17 protein-coding genes and 1 pseudogene are annotated in these 16,096 nt (G+C 66.1%); 7 read left to right on the plus strand and 11 right to left on the minus strand.

The window, feature by feature from the left end; genetic code table 11:
- The first annotated feature begins 163 nt into the window (after window positions 1-163).
- Both QE393_RS22320 and QE393_RS22325 read left to right on the plus strand, forming a co-directional pair.
- Window positions 164-1,792, plus strand: a complete 1,629-nt coding sequence (locus QE393_RS22320; protein ID WP_273806680.1) for a glycosyltransferase family 39 protein — start codon at window positions 164-166, stop codon at window positions 1,790-1,792.
- 10 nt (window positions 1,793-1,802) lie between these two features.
- On the plus strand, window positions 1,803-3,059 hold the full coding sequence (locus QE393_RS22325) for a metallophosphoesterase (protein ID WP_310045603.1): 1,257 nt from the start codon (window positions 1,803-1,805) through the stop codon (window positions 3,057-3,059).
- Window positions 3,060-3,063: 4 nt separating this feature from the next.
- Here QE393_RS22325 and QE393_RS22330 read toward each other — a convergent pair.
- The 5 genes and pseudogenes from QE393_RS22330 to QE393_RS22350 form a co-directional block, all read right to left on the minus strand.
- Window positions 3,064-3,637, minus strand: a pseudogene (locus tag QE393_RS22330) (HupE/UreJ family protein).
- A 174-nt stretch (window positions 3,638-3,811) separates the two neighbouring features.
- Window positions 3,812-4,426, minus strand: a complete 615-nt coding sequence (gene ureG, locus QE393_RS22335) for an urease accessory protein UreG (protein WP_273806677.1) — start codon at window positions 4,424-4,426, stop codon at window positions 3,812-3,814.
- Between the two features lie 11 nt (window positions 4,427-4,437).
- Window positions 4,438-5,109, minus strand: a complete 672-nt coding sequence (locus QE393_RS22340; RefSeq protein WP_273806676.1) for an urease accessory protein UreF — start codon at window positions 5,107-5,109, stop codon at window positions 4,438-4,440.
- Window positions 5,106-5,606, minus strand: a complete 501-nt coding sequence (gene ureE, locus QE393_RS22345; protein WP_273806675.1) for an urease accessory protein UreE — start codon at window positions 5,604-5,606, stop codon at window positions 5,106-5,108. The genes QE393_RS22340 and ureE overlap by 4 nt, the downstream gene beginning before the upstream one ends.
- A 97-nt stretch (window positions 5,607-5,703) precedes the next feature.
- Window positions 5,704-6,396 carry a TetR family transcriptional regulator gene (locus QE393_RS22350; protein WP_273806674.1) on the minus strand — a complete coding sequence of 231 codons (693 nt, stop codon included), beginning with the start codon at window positions 6,394-6,396 and terminating at the stop codon, window positions 5,704-5,706.
- A 117-nt stretch (window positions 6,397-6,513) separates the two neighbouring features.
- Between QE393_RS22350 and pcaQ the strand changes: the two genes are divergently transcribed.
- The 3 genes from pcaQ to pcaG all read left to right on the plus strand — a co-directional run bounded on the left by pcaQ (window position 6,514) and on the right by pcaG (window position 8,885).
- Entirely contained in the window at window positions 6,514-7,437 is a 924-nt protein-coding gene (gene pcaQ, locus QE393_RS22355; protein WP_273806673.1) for a pca operon transcription factor PcaQ, read from the plus strand.
- 100 nt (window positions 7,438-7,537) lie between these two features.
- Window positions 7,538-8,263 (plus strand): protocatechuate 3,4-dioxygenase subunit beta, encoded by a 726-nt coding sequence (pcaH, locus tag QE393_RS22360; RefSeq protein WP_273806672.1) that lies wholly within the window; start codon window positions 7,538-7,540, stop codon window positions 8,261-8,263.
- 10 nt (window positions 8,264-8,273) lie between these two features.
- Entirely contained in the window at window positions 8,274-8,885 is a 612-nt protein-coding gene (gene pcaG, locus QE393_RS22365) for a protocatechuate 3,4-dioxygenase subunit alpha (protein WP_273806671.1), read from the plus strand.
- A gap of 60 nt (window positions 8,886-8,945) precedes the next feature.
- Here the strand turns inward: pcaG and coq7 are convergent, their stop codons facing one another.
- The 4 genes from coq7 to hemJ form a co-directional block, all read right to left on the minus strand.
- Window positions 8,946-9,593, minus strand: coding sequence for a 2-polyprenyl-3-methyl-6-methoxy-1,4-benzoquinone monooxygenase (gene coq7, locus QE393_RS22370; RefSeq protein ID WP_187980448.1), 648 nt, complete (start codon window positions 9,591-9,593; stop codon window positions 8,946-8,948).
- 40 nt (window positions 9,594-9,633) lie between these two features.
- Window positions 9,634-9,975 carry a histidine triad nucleotide-binding protein gene (locus QE393_RS22375; protein WP_273806670.1) on the minus strand — a complete coding sequence of 114 codons (342 nt, stop codon included), beginning with the start codon at window positions 9,973-9,975 and terminating at the stop codon, window positions 9,634-9,636.
- Between the two features lie 81 nt (window positions 9,976-10,056).
- Window positions 10,057-10,845: an SDR family oxidoreductase gene (locus QE393_RS22380; RefSeq protein ID WP_133863071.1), complete on the minus strand. Its 789-nt coding sequence runs from the start codon at window positions 10,843-10,845 to the stop codon at window positions 10,057-10,059.
- A 48-nt stretch (window positions 10,846-10,893) separates the two neighbouring features.
- Window positions 10,894-11,319: a protoporphyrinogen oxidase HemJ gene (hemJ, locus tag QE393_RS22385; protein WP_273806669.1), complete on the minus strand. Its 426-nt coding sequence runs from the start codon at window positions 11,317-11,319 to the stop codon at window positions 10,894-10,896.
- Between the two features lie 174 nt (window positions 11,320-11,493).
- Here hemJ and erpA point away from each other — a divergent pair, with 174 nt between their 5' ends.
- Complete coding sequence (gene erpA, locus QE393_RS22390) at window positions 11,494-11,844, plus strand: iron-sulfur cluster insertion protein ErpA (protein ID WP_007162616.1); 351 nt, start codon at window positions 11,494-11,496, stop codon at window positions 11,842-11,844.
- A gap of 30 nt (window positions 11,845-11,874) precedes the next feature.
- Here erpA and QE393_RS22395 read toward each other — a convergent pair whose 3' ends face one another.
- Together QE393_RS22395 and QE393_RS22400 are read right to left on the minus strand one after the other, a co-directional pair.
- Window positions 11,875-12,960, minus strand: a complete 1,086-nt coding sequence (locus QE393_RS22395) for an anhydro-N-acetylmuramic acid kinase (protein ID WP_273806667.1) — start codon at window positions 12,958-12,960, stop codon at window positions 11,875-11,877.
- A 1-nt stretch (window position 12,961) separates the two neighbouring features.
- A complete protein-coding gene (locus QE393_RS22400; RefSeq protein ID WP_405046269.1) occupies window positions 12,962-14,395 on the minus strand; it encodes an OapA family protein in 1,434 nt (477 codons plus the stop codon).
- A gap of 167 nt (window positions 14,396-14,562) precedes the next feature.
- On the opposite strand from QE393_RS22400, the gene tyrS reads away from it, so the two are divergent.
- Window positions 14,563-15,762, plus strand: a complete 1,200-nt coding sequence (gene tyrS / locus QE393_RS22410; RefSeq protein ID WP_273806664.1) for a tyrosine--tRNA ligase — start codon at window positions 14,563-14,565, stop codon at window positions 15,760-15,762.
- The last annotated feature ends 334 nt before the right edge of the window (window positions 15,763-16,096 follow it).

Below are 16,096 nucleotides of genomic sequence, written 5' to 3' on the forward strand. Positions count from 1 at the left end.
TCAGTTCGGCGGCATAGTCGCGACCGCCTCGCCGCCGAACCGCTCTGTCCTGGGGTTCCTGTCAGCCTGCCGTCAGCCTGGTTTCAGCGATCCCTAAGGTTGTTCGGCGATAGTGGCGCCGGGTCGCGAGCCCGTCCTTCCCCGCCTGCCGGAGTCCTGCCGCGTGTCGTCCATCCCGAGTCTGGCGCGCCTGCGCCTCGAAAGCCTGGCGCTGTGTCTGCTGGCGGTGCCCCTGTTCACCCTGGGGCTGTGGGAGCAGCCCTTCATCGGCTTCGACGGCCGCTTCGCGCTGTTCGCCCAGGAGATGTTTCGCCACGGGCCCAGTGCCTTCCCGACCAGCTACGGACAGCCCTATCCGGACTATCCTGCCACCTCGACGCTGCTGATAGACGTCTTCGCCCAACTGTTCGGCGAGGTCAATCGCCTGGCCACGGTGATTCCCACCGCGCTGGCCTCCGCGGCCATCGTCGGTCTGCTCTATCGCCTGCTGGCCGAGCGGTCCCGCGCCTGGGGCCTGCTGGCGGTACTGGTGCTGCTGCTCACCAATGGCTTCCTCGCCAAGGCCCGCTCCATCTGCCTCGATCAGTTCGTCACCCTGGCGGCGCTGGGCTGTTTCTATCTGCTGTGGAGCGCCGACCAGCGTGGCCTGCCCCGGCGCCGCGCGCTGGTGTTCCTGTGCCTGGCCGCCGGCTTCGCCGTGCGCGGGCCGCTGGGGCTGATCGAGCCCTGTGGCGTGGTCTGCGTCTACTGGCTGCTGCAGGGCGACTGGCGGCGCAGCTTCGGCTACGGACTGGTGGGCGCCGTGGTGCTGGCGCTGTGCTGCGCCCTGCTGTTCGGCCTGGCCTGGCGTACCGGCGGCCCGGTCTTTGTCGAAGACGTGCTGCGCATGCAGGTCTCCGGGCGGCTGGACGACACCGACGGCGCCGGCTATCCCTGGTGGTACTTCCTGCAACTGGGTCTCTATCGCTATGCGCCGGCCTTTCCCCTGGCGCTGCTGGCCCTGCCGACGCTGAGGCACCACTGGCGGCTGCGCCACGCCCAGGCGGACAGCCGCCTGCTGCTCCAGCTGGCCGGCTTCGCCCTGCTGATCGTGGTGGCCCTGTCGATACCCACCTTCAAGAAACCCTATTACATCCTGCCGGCCATGCCCGCCTGCGCCGCCCTCGGCGGCTGGGTGCTGCTGCAGGGGCAGGGTGCCCTGGCCTGGGTACGGCGGCTGTTTCTGCCGCTGCTGGTGATCTTCCCGCTGGTGCTCGGGGTGCTGGTCAAGCTGCAGCAGCCCAAGCTGCAGGCCGCGGGCTGGTGGCCCGAGCTGGACCTGCGCTTCCTGCTGGGCGCCTTCGCCATCCTGACGCTGTTCGCCCTGGTGGCCGCCTGGCGCGAGCATGGGACCTTCCGCCTGGGCATGCCCCTGGCCGCGGCAGCCCTGGCGCAATGGCTGCTGGTGGTGCTGGCGCTGGATCCGATGCAGGCGCTGCGCTACGACACCCGGGCCTTCGTCACCCGCCTGGAAAGCCTGCGCCAGGGGGAGCCCGGGCAACTGGTGTTCCTTGGCCTGGGCCAGGACACCAAGGCCTTTCGCTACCTGATGAACCTCGACTACGACGTGCCCCTGCCGACCTTCATCGATATCGGCCAGGCAGGGCAGCTCGCCCAGGTCACCCGACCCGCCTATGTGCTGCTCGACGCCGACAGCCAGCCGGCCCTGGCCGGCACCCCGCTGGCCGGTCGCCGACCGGTGCTGGAAGGCCGCTTCAACGACAACCGCTGGCAGGCCTACTACCTGCCCTGAGGCCGCTGTGATGACCGATTCGCCCGATTTCAAACGTCGCCGGCTGTGCCTGGCGCTGGCCGGTCTGCCGCTGCTGGCCGCCTGCAAGCCAACCCAGCGCTACGGCCTGCCGGAACACCGCGCACTCTGGTTCGAACGGCATGCCTTCGCGCCGCTGGCGCCGCTGCCGTCGCGCAGCAGCTTCCTGCTCGGCGTGCTGCCCGATACCCAGTACTACAGCGAGAACAACCACGAGATGCTGCCCAATGGCCGGCGGGTGGAGCGCTATGGTCACCTGGGCTATTCGCCGGCGCTGGCCTTTCATGCCCAGACCCATTGGCTGGCGCACAACGCCGCGGCGCTGAACCTGCCCTTTGTGGTGCACCTGGGCGATCTGGTGGAAAACGCCGAGCAGCGTGGCGAATGGGCCCTGGCCAGTCATGCCATGGCACGCCTGGAGCAGGCTGGCGTGCCCTACAGCGTCATGACCGGCGACCATGACGTCGTCGAGCTCTACACCGAGGATCGCCTGCGCGACGGTCGCGAACTCTTCACCCAGTACTTCGGCCGCGAGCGAGCGGCGCGCCAGGCCACCTTCATCGAACGCGATGTCACCGGCCTCAACGAGGCCCATCGTTTCTCTGCCCTGGGACAGGGCTTCCTGCTACTGACCCTGGACTGGTGCCCCTCGGACCAGAGTCTGGACTGGGCCCAGGGGATGCTGGATCGCTATCCGCACCTGCCGACCATCCTGGCCTCGCACAACATCGTCGACCTGGTGAACGGCCAGGCCGTGCTCTCCACCCGGCGCAACGACACCGGGGTGCGGCTATGGAATAGGCTGATCCGCCGCAACGACCAGATCTTCCTGACCCTCAACGGCCACAACCACGGCAGCGGCCACCTGCGGCTGACCAACGACCTCGGCCATCCGGTGGATCTGCTGCTGATCAACTACCAGACCGAATACGCCGGCGGCAACGGCCTGCTGCGCCTGCTGGAACTGGACCTGGCGCGGGGCCGGCTGGAAGCCTTCACCTATTCGCCCTGGGTCGCCTATCGGCAGCAGAGCGGCGACCTGCCCGTGCGGCTGGGCAGCGATCCGCGCGACACCTATTCAGCCGAGGTGCTGGCACCCCTGGCCTCGCCGCAGTTCGACAACAGATTCGTGCTCGAGGTGGATTTCGCCACACGCTTCGCCGGCTTTGGCGGCTATACCGCGCAGTTGCCGGCGGTGGCGGAAGAGGGCGTGCTGGCGCGATTGCGCCAGCAGCTGGGGATCGCCTGACGGATCAGGCGGCGAGCAGCCAGCCCCCGGCCACCGCGGTGGCGACGCCGGCGAGTCGCACCAGCGGCGTGGCCGCCTGGGGCAGGTAGCGCACCACGGCATAGCCCAGGCCATGCAGGGTGGCGGGTGGCGGCGACGAAGCCCAGGGCATAGGCCCAGGGATTGCCCATCTCCGGCAATTCCAGACCGTGGGCCACGCCGTGGAACAGCGCGAAGGCGGCGGTCAGGCTGACGGCGGCGGCCACCGGCGGACGGGCGGCCAGGGCCACCAGCAGGCCCAGCGCCAGCACCGAGGCGGCGATGCCGGTCTCCAGCAAGGGCAGCTCCAGCCCGGTGAAGCCCAGCAGGCCGCCGATCAGCATGGTGCCGACAAAGGTGCAGGGCAGCGCCAGGCGCGCCTTGCCCTGCTGCTGGGCGGCCCAGAGGCCCACGGCGAGCATGGCCAGCAGGTGGTCGAGACCGGTCAGGGGGTGCAGCACCCCAGCGGCCAGGCCATTCTCGGCATGACCCGGATGGGCGAAAGCCAGGGCCGGGGCGAGCAGCAGGGCGGCGGTGGCGAGGATCTTGGCGTGTTTCATGGGGGGCTCCTTGAGTGATGAAATCCTGGACTCAGAACCTGCTCACGACCTGCTGCGCGTCGGCCAAACGGCGTTGAAAAGTCCTTCGGAATGCTCATTTACCACTTGTAAATTCCACTTCCTCAGGCCGTTTCGCCTTGTTTGTCTCTAGCTCGCGAGGTCGTGAGCAGGTTCCTAGGCGGCGGTCAGCAGACCCTGCTTCTCGATGAAGGCGATGATCTCTTCCAGGCCCAGGCCGGTCTTCTGGTTGCTGAAGACGAAGGGCTTGTCGCCGCGCATCTTGCGGGTATCGCGATCCATCACCTCCAGGGAGGCACCGACCTGCTCGGCCAGGTCGATCTTGTTGATCACCAGCAGATCCGACTTGCAGATGCCGGGGCCGCCCTTGCGCGGCAGCTTGTCGCCGGCCGAGACGTCGATGACGTAGAGGGTCAGGTCGGACAGCTCCGGGCTGAAGGTGGCGGACAGGTTGTCGCCGCCGGATTCCACCAGGATCAGATCCAGCCCGGGAAAACGGCGGTTGAGCTGGTCCACCGCTTCCAGGTTGATGGAGGCGTCTTCGCGGATGGCGGTGTGCGGACAGCCGCCGGTTTCCACGCCCAGGATGCGCTCGGGCGCCAGGGCCTCGTTGCGCACCAGGAAATCGGCGTCCTCGCGGGTGTAGATGTCGTTGGTCACCACCGCCAGGTTGTAGCGCTCGCGCAGGGCGCGGCAGAGGGCCAGGGTGAGGGCGGTCTTGCCGGAGCCGACCGGTCCGCCGATACCGATGCGCAGGGGTTGGGTAGTCATCAGGAGATCTCCTAGGAACGGAACAGGCGGCTGTACTGCCGCTCGTGGGCCATGCTGCTGAGGGCCAGGCCGAAGGGGGCGCCGCCCCAGGTCGCTTCGGGCAGGACCGCGGCCTGCTCGGCCACGGCGGTCAGGGTCGGCAGCAGAAGGGAGGTGAGGCGCTGGGCGGCTTGCTGGCCCAGCGGCAGGGTTTTCATCAGCACCGCCAGCTGGTTCTCCAGCCAGGCCCATAGCCAGGCGTCCAGGGCGGCCCGGGGGGCGATGGCCCAGGTCCGGGCGGCCAGCGCCCAGCCCAGGGCGAAGGTCGGGGCCAGCTCGGCGAGCAGGCGGCGGCTGGCATCATCCAGCTCCGGCAGACCGAGCAGCAGTTGCGCCAGGGAATAACCGGTCTGGCGACTTTCCAGCTGGAATTCCGTGGTCTCGCGACTGGCACGGTGACGCTCGGCCAGTGCGCCCAGGCGCGTCCAGTCGCCGGCCGCGGCGGCTTCGCAATGGGCCAGCAGCAGCGGCGCCTCGAAGCGCGCCAGATTGAGTTCGAGATTGTCGCGCAGCCAGGTCTCGGCCTCCACAGCGCTGCGGATCAGGCCGCTGTCGATGGCCAGTTCCAGCCCCTGGGAATAGCTGTAGCCGCCAATCGGCAGCTGGGGACTGGCCAGGCGCAGCAGGGCGAAAGGCGAATTCACGTGCGCACGCCGAAGTGGTGCAGCTTGGGCGCGTAGTTGAAGCCTTCCTCGCCATGGCGCGAGTGATGGTGACCGCCGCCGTAGGCGCCGTGCTCGGGCTGGAAGCCGGCCTCTATCTCGCTGACCCGGGCGCCGAGCTGCTCCAGCATGGCCTTGAGCACATAGTCGTCCAGCAGTCGCAGCCAGCCGTCGCCGATCTGCAGGGCGACGTGGCGATTGCCCAGGTGGTAGGCGGCGCGGGTCAGTTCGAAGGCGCTGGCGCAGGTCACATGCAGCAGTTTTTCCGGTCGGGCGACGACCCGCACGATGCGGCCATCGCGGGCTTCCAGGCAGTCGCCATCGGCCAGCGGCGGTTGTCCGCGTTCGAGAAACAGGCCGACGTCTTCGCCAGTGCTGGTGGTGGCTCTCAGGCGACTCTTGCTGCGGGCGTCGTAGGTGAGGTGGAGTTCGGCGTCCCAGGTTTCCCGGGGCGCGCAGCGGCTTTGGACGACCAGCATGGCAGGACTCTTGGCAGTTTTGCCCAGCTCTACAGCAAGGGGCCTGCCAAAGCGCGCAAGTCGCCTGGTTCTGGGGCACTATAAGTTGACCTGGCGTTCAGGTCGCTCTTATTTGGTGCGCCATTGCATCAGCTAGCATGGCGATGCCCTCCTTTGGGGCATTGGTGCGTTCGCCACGCCGCCAGTGCTTGCTACCGATCAGGATCAGCTTGAGCTGCTGCACCATCTTCGCCGCCGGCCAGAGTGGCGGCGGTGTGGTCAGCGGCGGTGGATCGATCAGCTCCGGCAGGGTGGCGAACACCGTCTTCACCACCAGGTCGGCCAGGACATCGATCTGCGACGGACTCAGATGGGGCAGCCGACCCAGGGCGAGCAGGTCGCGGGCCAGGTCCTGGGTGATGCGCTGACGCAACTCGGCGATGGCCTGGCGCACGGCCTGGGAGCCGCCGTATTGCTCGCGGGCGAGAAAGAGGAACTGATCGCGGTTGTCGCTCACGGCGCCGAGAAAGATCTCCACCGAGGCCTCGATCATGCCGCGCTGCTGCAATTCGTGATGACGCACCTGGCGCAGGGCGTCGCGAAAGGTGTCGCCCACCTCGGCCACCAGGGCCAGGCCGAAGGTTTCCATGTCGCTGAAATGGCGATAGAAGCCCGCCGGCACGATACCGGCCTGGCGACTCACCTCGCGCAGGCTGAGACTGCCGAAGCCGCGGCCGCTGTTCATCAGCAGGCGCGCCGATTCCAGCAGCGCCCGGCGCGTTTGCAGCTTCTGCTGGGCACGGATCGACATGGAGAGATTCCGAAAGACAAGGCGGCACTGTAGCAAAGGATGCCCCTGCTGACTCCAAGGGTTTTCCATGACCGCCGGGTGGTAGTCTCTGCGCCTGGGTCTCGTCTGTAGAGCGTCATGAATCTCGACAACCGCATCAAATTCCGGCATCTGCTGTGCTTTCTGGAGATCGCCCAGCAGCGCAGCTTCGCCAAGGCGGCCGATGCCATCGCTGTATCCCAGCCGGCCATTTCCAAGACCATCCGCGAACTCGAGGAGATTCTCGAAGTGCGCCTGTTCGAGCGCGGCAAGGGCGAGGTGACCCTCACCGAGGCCGGCCTGCTGTTCCTGCGCCATGCCGGTCCCTGCGTCCAGGCCCTGCGCGAAGGGATGGAGCTGGTGCGCGGTGGCGAGGCCGGTGGCCTGGTACGGGTAGGGGTGCTGTCGACGGTGGAAAGCCAGGTACTGCCCGAGGTCCTGGCGCGGCTGCACGAGCGGCACCGGCAATTGATCGTCAACGTCGCCACCGGCCCCAGCGCCTACCTGCTGGGTCAGCTGCGTGTCGGCGATCTGGATCTGGTGGTCGGCCGCATGACCGACAGCCCCGACATCCACGGCCTGGATTTCGAACATCTCTATACCGAGGCCCTGACCCTGGTGGTGCGCCCGGGGCATCCGCTGAGCCAGGCGCTGCCGGCGGACCTGGCGACCCTGGCGCGCTATCCCCTGGTGCTGCCGCTGCCCGGAACCACCATCCGCCGCCACGCCGAGAGTCTCTTCGTGCAATGCGGTATCCCGCTCAGTCCCCAGCGCCTGGAAACCCTGTCGCCGACCCTCAGCCGCCAGTATGTCCGCCAGAGCGAGGCCCTGTGGATCGCCCCGCGGGATGCGGTGCGTCGCGACCTGACCAGCGGCGAGCTGATCGAGGTGCAGCTGGGCGTCCGCGAAGCCGGCGGCTCGGTCGGCATCTGCCGCAATGGCAGCGTGCCCCTGTCGCTGGCCACCCAGAGGTTCTGCGACGTCCTGCGCGAGGTGGCCGGCGAGCTGACACTTAACCAATAGGTTATGGAAAGGGGCGCAGCTTTCAATTCAGCCAGGCGCCGCCCTGGGCCACACTGGGATCAGCCAGCCCTTGGCCCCGATCCTTCCGTGGAGCATTCCAATGCATAACAAGCCCCACGACGTTCGCTACGTCGCCCGTGATCGCACCTGGCATCCCCAGGCCTATACGCCCACCTACAAATCCTCCATTCCCCGCTCACCGCGTCAGGCGCTGGTCAGTCTGCAGCACCAGACCGCTTCCGAACGCAGCGGCCCGGACTTCTCGCGGCTGCCCATGGGGCCCCACGACAACGACCTGCTGCTCAACTTCGGCACCGGCCAGTTGCCCCAGGGCGAACGCATCATCCTGTTCGGCACCTTGCGCGACCAGTTCGGCAAGCCGGTGCCCAATTCCCTGGTGGAGATCTGGCAGGCCAACGCCGGGGGTCGCTACCGGCACAAGAACGACGTCTACCTGGCGCCGCTCGACCCCAACTTCGGGGGCGTCGGCCGCACCCGTACCGACAGCCAGGGCAACTACGTCTTCCGCACCGTCCGCCCGGGTCCCTATCCCTGGCGCAACGGCAGCAACGACTGGCGCCCTGCGCACATCCACGTCTCGGTCATGGGCCCGGCCATCGCCACCCGGCTGATCACCCAGCTCTATTTCGAGGGGGATCCGCTGATCCCGCTGTGCCCCATCGTCAAGTCCATCGCCGATCCCGACGCGGTGCAGACCCTCATCGCCCGCCTGGACATGAGCATGGCCAATCCCATGGACTGCCTGGCCTATCGCTTCGACATCGTCACCCGCGGCGCGCGGCAGACGTTCTTCGAACATCACTGAGGACGCCGACATGATCCCCAACCGCCACGACCTGCTGCCGGAAACCCCCTCCCAGACCGCCGGCCCCTACGTGCATATCGGTCTGGCCCTGGCCGCCGCCGGCAACCCCACCCGCGCGGTCGAGATCTGGAACGAGCTGGCCAAGCCCGGTGCCCCCGGCGAGCACATCCTGCTCACCGGCCAGGTGTTCGACGGCAACGGCAACCTGGTGCGCGATTCCTTCCTGGAGTTCTGGCAGGCCGACCATGAAGGTCGGTACGACCCGGTCTACGACGTGGAAAAGGCCTTCAACGGCTTCGGTCGCACCGCCACCACCTTTGACGCCGGTGACTGGACGCTGCACACCATCAAGCCCGGCCAGGTCGCCGACCAGCGCGGCCAGCCCATGGCGCCGCACATCAACGTCACCCTGTTCGCCCGCGGCATCAACATCCACCTGCAGACCCGCCTCTACTTCGACGATGAAGCCGAGGCCAACGCCCGCTGCCCGGTCTACAACCTGCCGGAACCGGAGCGCCGCCCCACCCTGCTGGCGCGCCGTTGCGAGATCGATGGCCGCCTGGCCTATCGCTTCGACATCCATCTGCAAGGCCCGCAGGAAACCGTCTTCTTCGACATCTAGCCAGCCGGACAGCAAAAAGCCCTGCCAAGGCAGGGCTTTTTCGTGGGCGCCAACCGCAGGTCAGATGCGGTAGGTGGTCTTGGTCATCACCTTGGACACCAGGCTCATGCCGTACTTGACCGGCGTGGGAAAGCGCCAGCCGCCGGCCGCCAGGGCGTGCTCGGCGTGCTGTTCTTCGTCGATACGCATCTGTTCCAGCACCGCACGGGACTTGGCGTCGGCTGCCGGCAGCGTGTCCAGGTGCTCGTCCAGATGGCGGCAGACCTGATCCTCGGTGGCGGCGACGAAGCCCAGACTCAGGCGATCGCTGATCAGCCCGGCACCGGCGCCGATCCCGAAGGACAGGCCATAGAACAGCGGGTTGAGCAGGCTGGGACGCTCACCCAGGGCACGGATGCGCTGCTCGCACCAGGCCAGGTGATCGATCTCCTCGTCCGCCGAACGCTCCATTTCCTCCCGGACTTCTGGCAACTTGGCAGTCAGCGCCTGACCCTGGTACAGCGCCTGGGCGCAGACCTCGCCGGTGTGGTTGATGCGCATGAGGCCGGCCGCGTGACGGCGCTCCTCGTCACTCAGTTCGGCATCCTTGAGGGGAATGGCCGGCGAGCTGCGCGTGGGGGCGCCACTGAAGGGCGTCAGGGTACGCAAGGCGGTATCGGCCTGGATCAGCAGGCGATCGAGGGGGGAGTAGAGGCGCTTGGATCTCATGGTGATCTCCTTGGCAGGCGAAGGGAGGACAGGGCGTGGCTCAGCCCGGAGGCCAGGTCATCTGCCGCTTGCCCAGCACATGCATATGGATGTGATAGACCGTCTGGCCACCCAGGGCGTTGCAATTGATCGCCACGCGGAAGCCTTCCTCGCAGCCCTGTTCCTGCGCCAGGCGCTGGGCGGTGAAGAGGATATGGCCGGCGAGCTGCTTGTCGTCGGCCTCGCTGAGGTCGTGCAGGGTCGCGATGTGCTTCTTGGGGATGACCAGAAAGTGCACGGGCGCCTGTGGGGCGATGTCATGGAAGGCCATGACCTGGTCGTCCTCGTAGAGCACCTTGGCCGGAATGTCCCCGGCGACGATCTTGCAGAACAGACAATCCACGTCGATCTCCTGCTGGCTGAATAGACCCCGAGTGTACCAGCGGCCACCGCTCACCGGCAGGCTCCGCTGGCGGGATCACCCTTACGCGGGTTGAAAGAGTTTGCCGACCCGCACCGCGGCCGAACGCACCAGGGCGCGGGGGAAGAAGCGCGGCAACAGGCTGCCCAGGCGATTGCGCCAGCCCGGGACGATCACCGCCTGGCGCCTTTCCAGCCCGCGCACCGCGGCCAGGGCCACCTCCTCGGCGGACATCAGCAGCTTGCCCTGCTCCATGCGCCCGGTGTGCAGCCCGGCATTCTTGAAGAAGGCGGTACGGGTCGGCCCGGGGCAGAGCACCGATACCGACACCCCTCGCTTCTTGAGTTCCTCGCGCAGGCCCTCGGAGAAGTGCAGCACATAGGCCTTGGTCGCCGCATAGCTGCTCATGTAGGGAATGGGCTGGAAGGCCGCGGTCGAGGCGACGTTGAGAATCTGGCCGCCACCCTGGATCGCCATGTGCTGGCCCAGGGCATGGCACAGGCGGGTGAGCGCCAGGATGTTCAGCTCCAGTTGCTCCTGCACCCGCGGCCAGTCGGCGGCGAGAAAGTCCCCGCCGCTGCCGATCCCGGCGCAATTGACCAGCAGCCCGATGGCTCTCTCGCTCTGCTCCAGCTCGTGCAGCAGACCGGTCAGGTGCAGCGGCTCCGCCAGGTCGCAGACCCGGTACAGCACCTCCACGTCGAAGCGCTGGGCCAGCTCGGCGGCGATGCTCTCCAGCTTGTCCTTGCGCCGCGCCAGCAGGATCAGCGGCTGACCCCGCCGCGCCAGGGCCTCGGCCAGGGCCAGACCGATCCCGCACGAGGCACCGGTTACCAGGGCATAACGCTGCATACTGCTTTCTCCAGGAAAACGCCGGTCGCCGGCGGATTCGCCGCGCACCTAGTAGGGTTTGACCACCACCAGGATGACGATGGCGATGAGCACCAGTACCGGCACCTCGTTGAACCAGCGGTAGAACACATGACTGCGCTTGTTTTCGCCGCGCTCGAATTTCTTGCGCATGGCGCCGCAGACATGGTGATAGCCGATCAGCACCACCACCAGCGCCAGTTTGGTGTGCATCCAGCCCTGGGTCAGCCAGCTCGGATTGATCACCAGCAGGCCGATGCCGAACAGCAGTGTCAGGATCATCGCCGGCAGCATGATGCCGCGATACAGCTTGCGCTCCATCAGGCAGAAGCGCTCGTGGCTCACGGTGTCGCTGCTCTGGGCGTGATAGACGAACAGGCGCGGCAGATAGAACAGGCCGGCGAACCAGCAGACCAGGGCAATCAGGTGGAAGGCTTTCAACCAAAGATAGAGCATCGGGGCGTTCTCCTTATCAGGCGGCGCGATATTAGAGTGGCGCTGCCGGCAAGTCATTCACTCCGGTCGTCTCGGCTGGCAGCCCACGGTCGCGCAATAGTTGACCGTTTTGCTCGGGCAAGCGGATAATTTCCTGACTGAATTGTGTTCGGCGCAAGCCGGGAGACTACGGCAATGACCATTGAAACCTTCACCCCGACCCCCCTGCAGTTCACCCTGGGCGCGGCCAGCAAGGTGAAGAACCTGATCGAGGAAGAGGGCAATCCCCGCCTGAAGCTGCGCGTCTTCGTCACGGGTGGCGGCTGCTCGGGCTTCCAGTACGGCTTCACCTTCGATGAAGATTCCGCCGACGACGACACCGTCATCGAGCGCGATGGTGTGCACCTGGTGGTGGATCCCATGAGCTTCCAGTACCTGGCCGGCGCCGAGGTGGACTACCAGGAAGGCCTGGAAGGCTCGCGCTTCGTCATCAAGAACCCCAACGCCGCCACCACCTGTGGCTGCGGTCAGTCCTTCTCCATCTGACCCGGCAGCCCCTTCGGCCCAGCGCGCTGGCTAGTGCGGGTAGAGCGCACCCAGCACGCGAAGGCCACGGGCGCTGGTGACTTCCGGGCAGTTGCCGGGCAGGCGTTCGCAGAAGCGCTGGGCCAGCCAGGCAAAGGCCATGGCTTCCATCCAGTCCGGCGAGACGTCATAGGCTGCGGTGCTCTGCACCTTGGCTGGCGCCAGCAGCCTGGCCAGGCGCGCCATCAGGTCCCGGTTGTGCGCCCCGCCGCCACAGACCAGCACTTCGTCCACCGCCTGGGCGGCCAGGATGCTCTCGGCGATGCTGCGAGCGCTCAATTCGGCGAGGGTGGCCTGGACATCCGCCGGATCCTGCGCCTCATGCTGGACGAGCTGTCCCTGTAGCCAGGGCAGATTGAAGTGCTCGCGCCCGGTGCTCTTTGGTCCGCTCTTCAGGAAGAAGGGATCGCTCAGCAGCCGTTGCAGCAGCGCCGGCACGACCTGTCCCTGCGCCGCCCAGGCGCCATCGGCATCGAAGAGCCGCCCCTGGCTGTGGTGGATCCAGGCATCCAGCAGCACATTGCCCGGCCCGCAATCGAAGCCCCGTACCGGCAGACCCGGTGCCAGCAGGGTCACGTTGCTGAAGCCACCGATGTTGAGCACCGCGCGCGGGCGATCCAGGCCGAAGAGATCGGCATGGAAGGCCGGGACCAGGGGTGCGCCCTGACCACCGGCGGCCAGGTCGCGGCGGCGGAAGTCGGCGACCACGTCGATACCGCTCAACTCGGCCAGCAGGGCGGCATCGCCGATCTGCAGGGTGTAGCCCTGTGCCGGCAGATGGCGGATGGTCTGGCCATGGCTACCCACGGCGCGGATATCCGCGGGGGTCAGTCCCTGCTGGGCCAGCAGCTCGGCGATACCCTGGGCGGCCAGCCTGACCCAGGCCTGTTCGGCTCGGGCGATGCGCTCGATCTCGTTGTCGCCGGGCGCACACAGCGCCAGCAGCTCGCGACGTAGCGCGTCCGGCATGGGCACGCCCAGGGCGGCGACGAAGCGGGTCCGCTCGTCCTGTTCGATCAGGGCGATGTCCAGTCCATCCAGGCTGGTGCCGGACATCACCCCCAGATAGCGTTCCATCTCAGCGCTTGTTCATCGCGAGCAGAGAGGCACGCTCCTGGTCCATGCGGGCCATGAGCGGCTGGCTCTGCGCCAGGAAACGCGAGATCTCGTTCTTGGCGATGGGATCGGCCATGGGCAGCTTCACCCCGAGCGGATCGACGTGGTTGCCGTTGATGCGGAATTCATAGTGCAGGTGCGGACCGGTCGCCAGGCCCGTCATGCCCACGTAGCCGATCACCTGGCCCTGCTTCACCGAGGCGCCGGCCTGCATGCCCTTGGCGATCCGGCTCATGTGGCCATAGACGGTGGTATAGGTCTTGCCGTGCTGGATCATCACCACGTTGCCGTAGCCATTCTCGCGACCGGCCTTGGCGATCTTGCCATCGCCGGTGGCATGGATCGGCGTGCCGGTGGGCGCGGCATAGTCGACGCCCTTGTGCGCGCGCATCTTGTTCAGCACCGGGTGGAAGCGGCCCATGGTGAAGCGCGAGCTGATCCGCGAGAACTCCACCGGGGTACGGATGAAGGCCTTGCGCATGCTGCCGCCTTCCGCCGTGTAGTAGTTGGTGGTGCCGTTCTTGGCGGTGTAGCGCACGGCCGTGTATGCCTTGCCCTTGTTGACGAAGCGAGCGGCCAGGATATTGCCGTAGCCGACGTGCTTGCCGTTGACCACCTTGTCCTCGTAGACCACCTCGAATTCGTCGCCTTCCTGGATGTCCAGCGCGAAGTCGATGTCGTAACCGAAGATGGTGGCCAGCGCCATGGTCATGTCATGGGACAGCCCGGCCTTCTGCGCCGAGGCAAACAGCGAACTGCTGATCCGGCCCTGGGCATAGGCCCTGCGGATGTCCGGGGTGACGGTCTTGTGCTCGACCTCGTAGCCCTGGTCGGACTTGACCAGCGACAGGGTCTGCAACGCGGTGAGCTTGGTGCGCACTGCCAGCAGGTCACCCGAAGGGTCGCGCTGGAATTCGATCTTCTGGCCCACCCGCAGGCGAGTCAGCTTCTTGGCTTCCTTGCTGCTGGCCAGCACCTCGTGCACCACGGCAGCGGCAAGGCCGGCCCGCTCGAACAGGGTCGAGAGGGTGTCGCCCTTGCGCACGGTTTCGGTCTTCCACTGCGGCTCGACGCGTTCCGTGGCGGCAACTTCTTCGGCAGGCGCTTCCTCGGCGGTCTGCGCTTCCGTCTGCTCCGGGGCTACCTGGGCAAAGGGGGAGGGGGACTGGGTGTCCGCGGCTTGAGTATCTGCGAGCACTTGCTCCTTCAGGTCATCCTGACCCTGCACGACGCGCCGGGCGTCCTGTTCAACATCCAGATTGATGGAAGTGCGTTTCGCCTCGACCTGCTGGGAGGGAAACACGAGCAAGGCCAGACTCAAGAGCGCGGCCACCCCGCTGGCGGCCACGAGGTGGCTTTTGGGGTAGAACGGACTTTTGGGGATTGGCTTCGTCATTTAGCTAAAGTGATGATCTGACGTTAAAAGAAGTGAATAACTGCCTAAAATATAATCAAAATCTGGCTGTCACAACCCTTTGGGGTGGTGATCCGACGTGCCGGCTGGCGGCTACTAGGGGCATCTTGATAAGGTTCACGCTTTCGAAATTCAGAGGCGAAGCCCCCATGAAAACGGTCCAGGAGCAGCTAGCGGTCATCAAGCGTGGAGCAGATGAGCTGCTCGTCGAGTCAGAGCTTGTAACAAAACTGGAGCGCGGCACCCCGCTGCGTATCAAGGCAGGCTTCGATCCGACCGCTCCGGATCTGCACCTCGGCCACACCGTGCTGATCAACAAGCTGCGCCAGTTCCAGGAGCTGGGTCATCAAGTCATCTTCCTGATCGGTGACTTCACCGGCATGATCGGCGACCCCAGTGGCAAGAGCGCCACCCGCCCGCCGCTGACCCGCGAGCAGGTGCTAGAGAATGCCGAGACCTACAAGGCCCAGGTATTCAAGATCCTTGATCCGGCGCGTACCGAAGTGGCCTTCAATGCCACCTGGATGGATCAGCTGTCACCGGCCGACTTCATTCGCCTGTCTTCCCAGTACACCGTGGCGCGCATGCTCGAGCGCGACGACTTCAGCAAGCGCTACGCAGGCAACCAGCCCATCGCCATCCACGAGTTCCTCTATCCCCTGGTTCAGGGCTATGACTCCGTTGCCTTGCGCGCCGATGTCGAGCTGGGCGGTACCGACCAGAAATTCAACCTGCTCATGGGCCGCGAACTGCAGCGCGCTTACGGCCAGGAAGCCCAGTGCATCCTCACCATGCCGCTGCTCGAAGGTCTGGATGGGGTGAAGAAGATGTCCAAGTCGCTGGGCAACTATGTCGGCATCCAGGAAGCGCCGGGGGTCATGTACAACAAGCTGGTATCCATTCCCGACACCCTCATGTGGCGCTACTTCGAACTGCTCAGTTTCCGCAGCCTGGAAGAGATCGCCCAATTCCGCCGCGATGTCGAGCAGGGCGCCAATCCCCGCGACATCAAGATCAAGCTGGCCGAGGAGATCGTCGCCCGCTTCCACGGGGAAGAAGCCGCCCAGACCGCTCACCGCTCGGCGGGCAACCGCATGAAGGATGGCGAACTGCCGGAAGACCTGCCGGAAGTCGAGCTGGAAACCGATGCGGCGCTGCCGGTCGCTGCCGTCCTCAACAAGGCCGGGCTGGTGAAGAACGCTGCGGCAGCTCGCGATCTGCTGGCGGCAGGTAGCGTCAAGGTGGATGGCGAGGTGGTCGATCGCGGCTTCCTGTTCGAGATCGGCCGTACCTATGTATGTCAGGCCGGCAAGAAGGCCTTTGCCCGCATCAGCGTTCGTCAGCAATAAATTTGAAATAACCTGTTGACCTGCTCTGAAACTCCCCTATAATGCGCCCCACTTCCGGCGCAGATGCTGAAGGGGCTTGAAAATCAAGCACTTAGGTCTGAGCCGGGCGAGGGGTCCACGGATTCCTCGCCATTCGGTCTCTGCCTCAGGGTGATGACGAAATGAAGCGGAGGGGGTTGACAGCGTCTTGGGATGCTGTAGGATTCGCCTCCCGCTGCCGAGATTGGCTAGACCCGTCAGGCAAGCGCAAGTGGTTGAGTTGAAACGAAAAAGTTCAAATCAACGCTTGACAGGATGTGAGGTTAGCGTAGAATGCGCGCCTCGGTTGACGACA

It is taken from the genome of Pseudomonas sp. SORGH_AS_0211, assembly GCF_031453455.1.
Taxonomy (GTDB): Bacteria; Pseudomonadota; Gammaproteobacteria; order Pseudomonadales; family Pseudomonadaceae; genus Chryseomonas; species Chryseomonas aestiva.

Coding starts and splice junctions, on each gene's coding strand:
- ureG (WP_273806677.1), bottom strand. CDS start 4,426: ATGACTACCCAACCCCTGCGCATCGGTATCGGCGGACCGGTCGGCTCC.
- tyrS (WP_273806664.1), top strand. CDS start 14,563: ATGAAAACGGTCCAGGAGCAGCTAGCGGTCATCAAGCGTGGAGCAGAT.
- pcaG (WP_273806671.1), top strand. CDS start 8,274: ATGATCCCCAACCGCCACGACCTGCTGCCGGAAACCCCCTCCCAGACC.
- QE393_RS22400 (WP_405046269.1), bottom strand. CDS start 14,395: ATGACGAAGCCAATCCCCAAAAGTCCGTTCTACCCCAAAAGCCACCTC.
- hemJ (WP_273806669.1), bottom strand. CDS start 11,319: ATGCTCTATCTTTGGTTGAAAGCCTTCCACCTGATTGCCCTGGTCTGC.
- QE393_RS22395 (WP_273806667.1), bottom strand. CDS start 12,960: ATGGAACGCTATCTGGGGGTGATGTCCGGCACCAGCCTGGATGGACTG.
- coq7 (WP_187980448.1), bottom strand. CDS start 9,593: ATGAGATCCAAGCGCCTCTACTCCCCCCTCGATCGCCTGCTGATCCAG.
- pcaQ (WP_273806673.1), top strand. CDS start 6,514: ATGAATCTCGACAACCGCATCAAATTCCGGCATCTGCTGTGCTTTCTG.
- QE393_RS22380 (WP_133863071.1), bottom strand. CDS start 10,845: ATGCAGCGTTATGCCCTGGTAACCGGTGCCTCGTGCGGGATCGGTCTG.
- ureE (WP_273806675.1), bottom strand. CDS start 5,606: ATGCTGGTCGTCCAAAGCCGCTGCGCGCCCCGGGAAACCTGGGACGCC.
- QE393_RS22350 (WP_273806674.1), bottom strand. CDS start 6,396: ATGTCGATCCGTGCCCAGCAGAAGCTGCAAACGCGCCGGGCGCTGCTG.
- erpA (WP_007162616.1), top strand. CDS start 11,494: ATGACCATTGAAACCTTCACCCCGACCCCCCTGCAGTTCACCCTGGGC.
- pcaH (WP_273806672.1), top strand. CDS start 7,538: ATGCATAACAAGCCCCACGACGTTCGCTACGTCGCCCGTGATCGCACC.
- QE393_RS22325 (WP_310045603.1), top strand. CDS start 1,803: ATGACCGATTCGCCCGATTTCAAACGTCGCCGGCTGTGCCTGGCGCTG.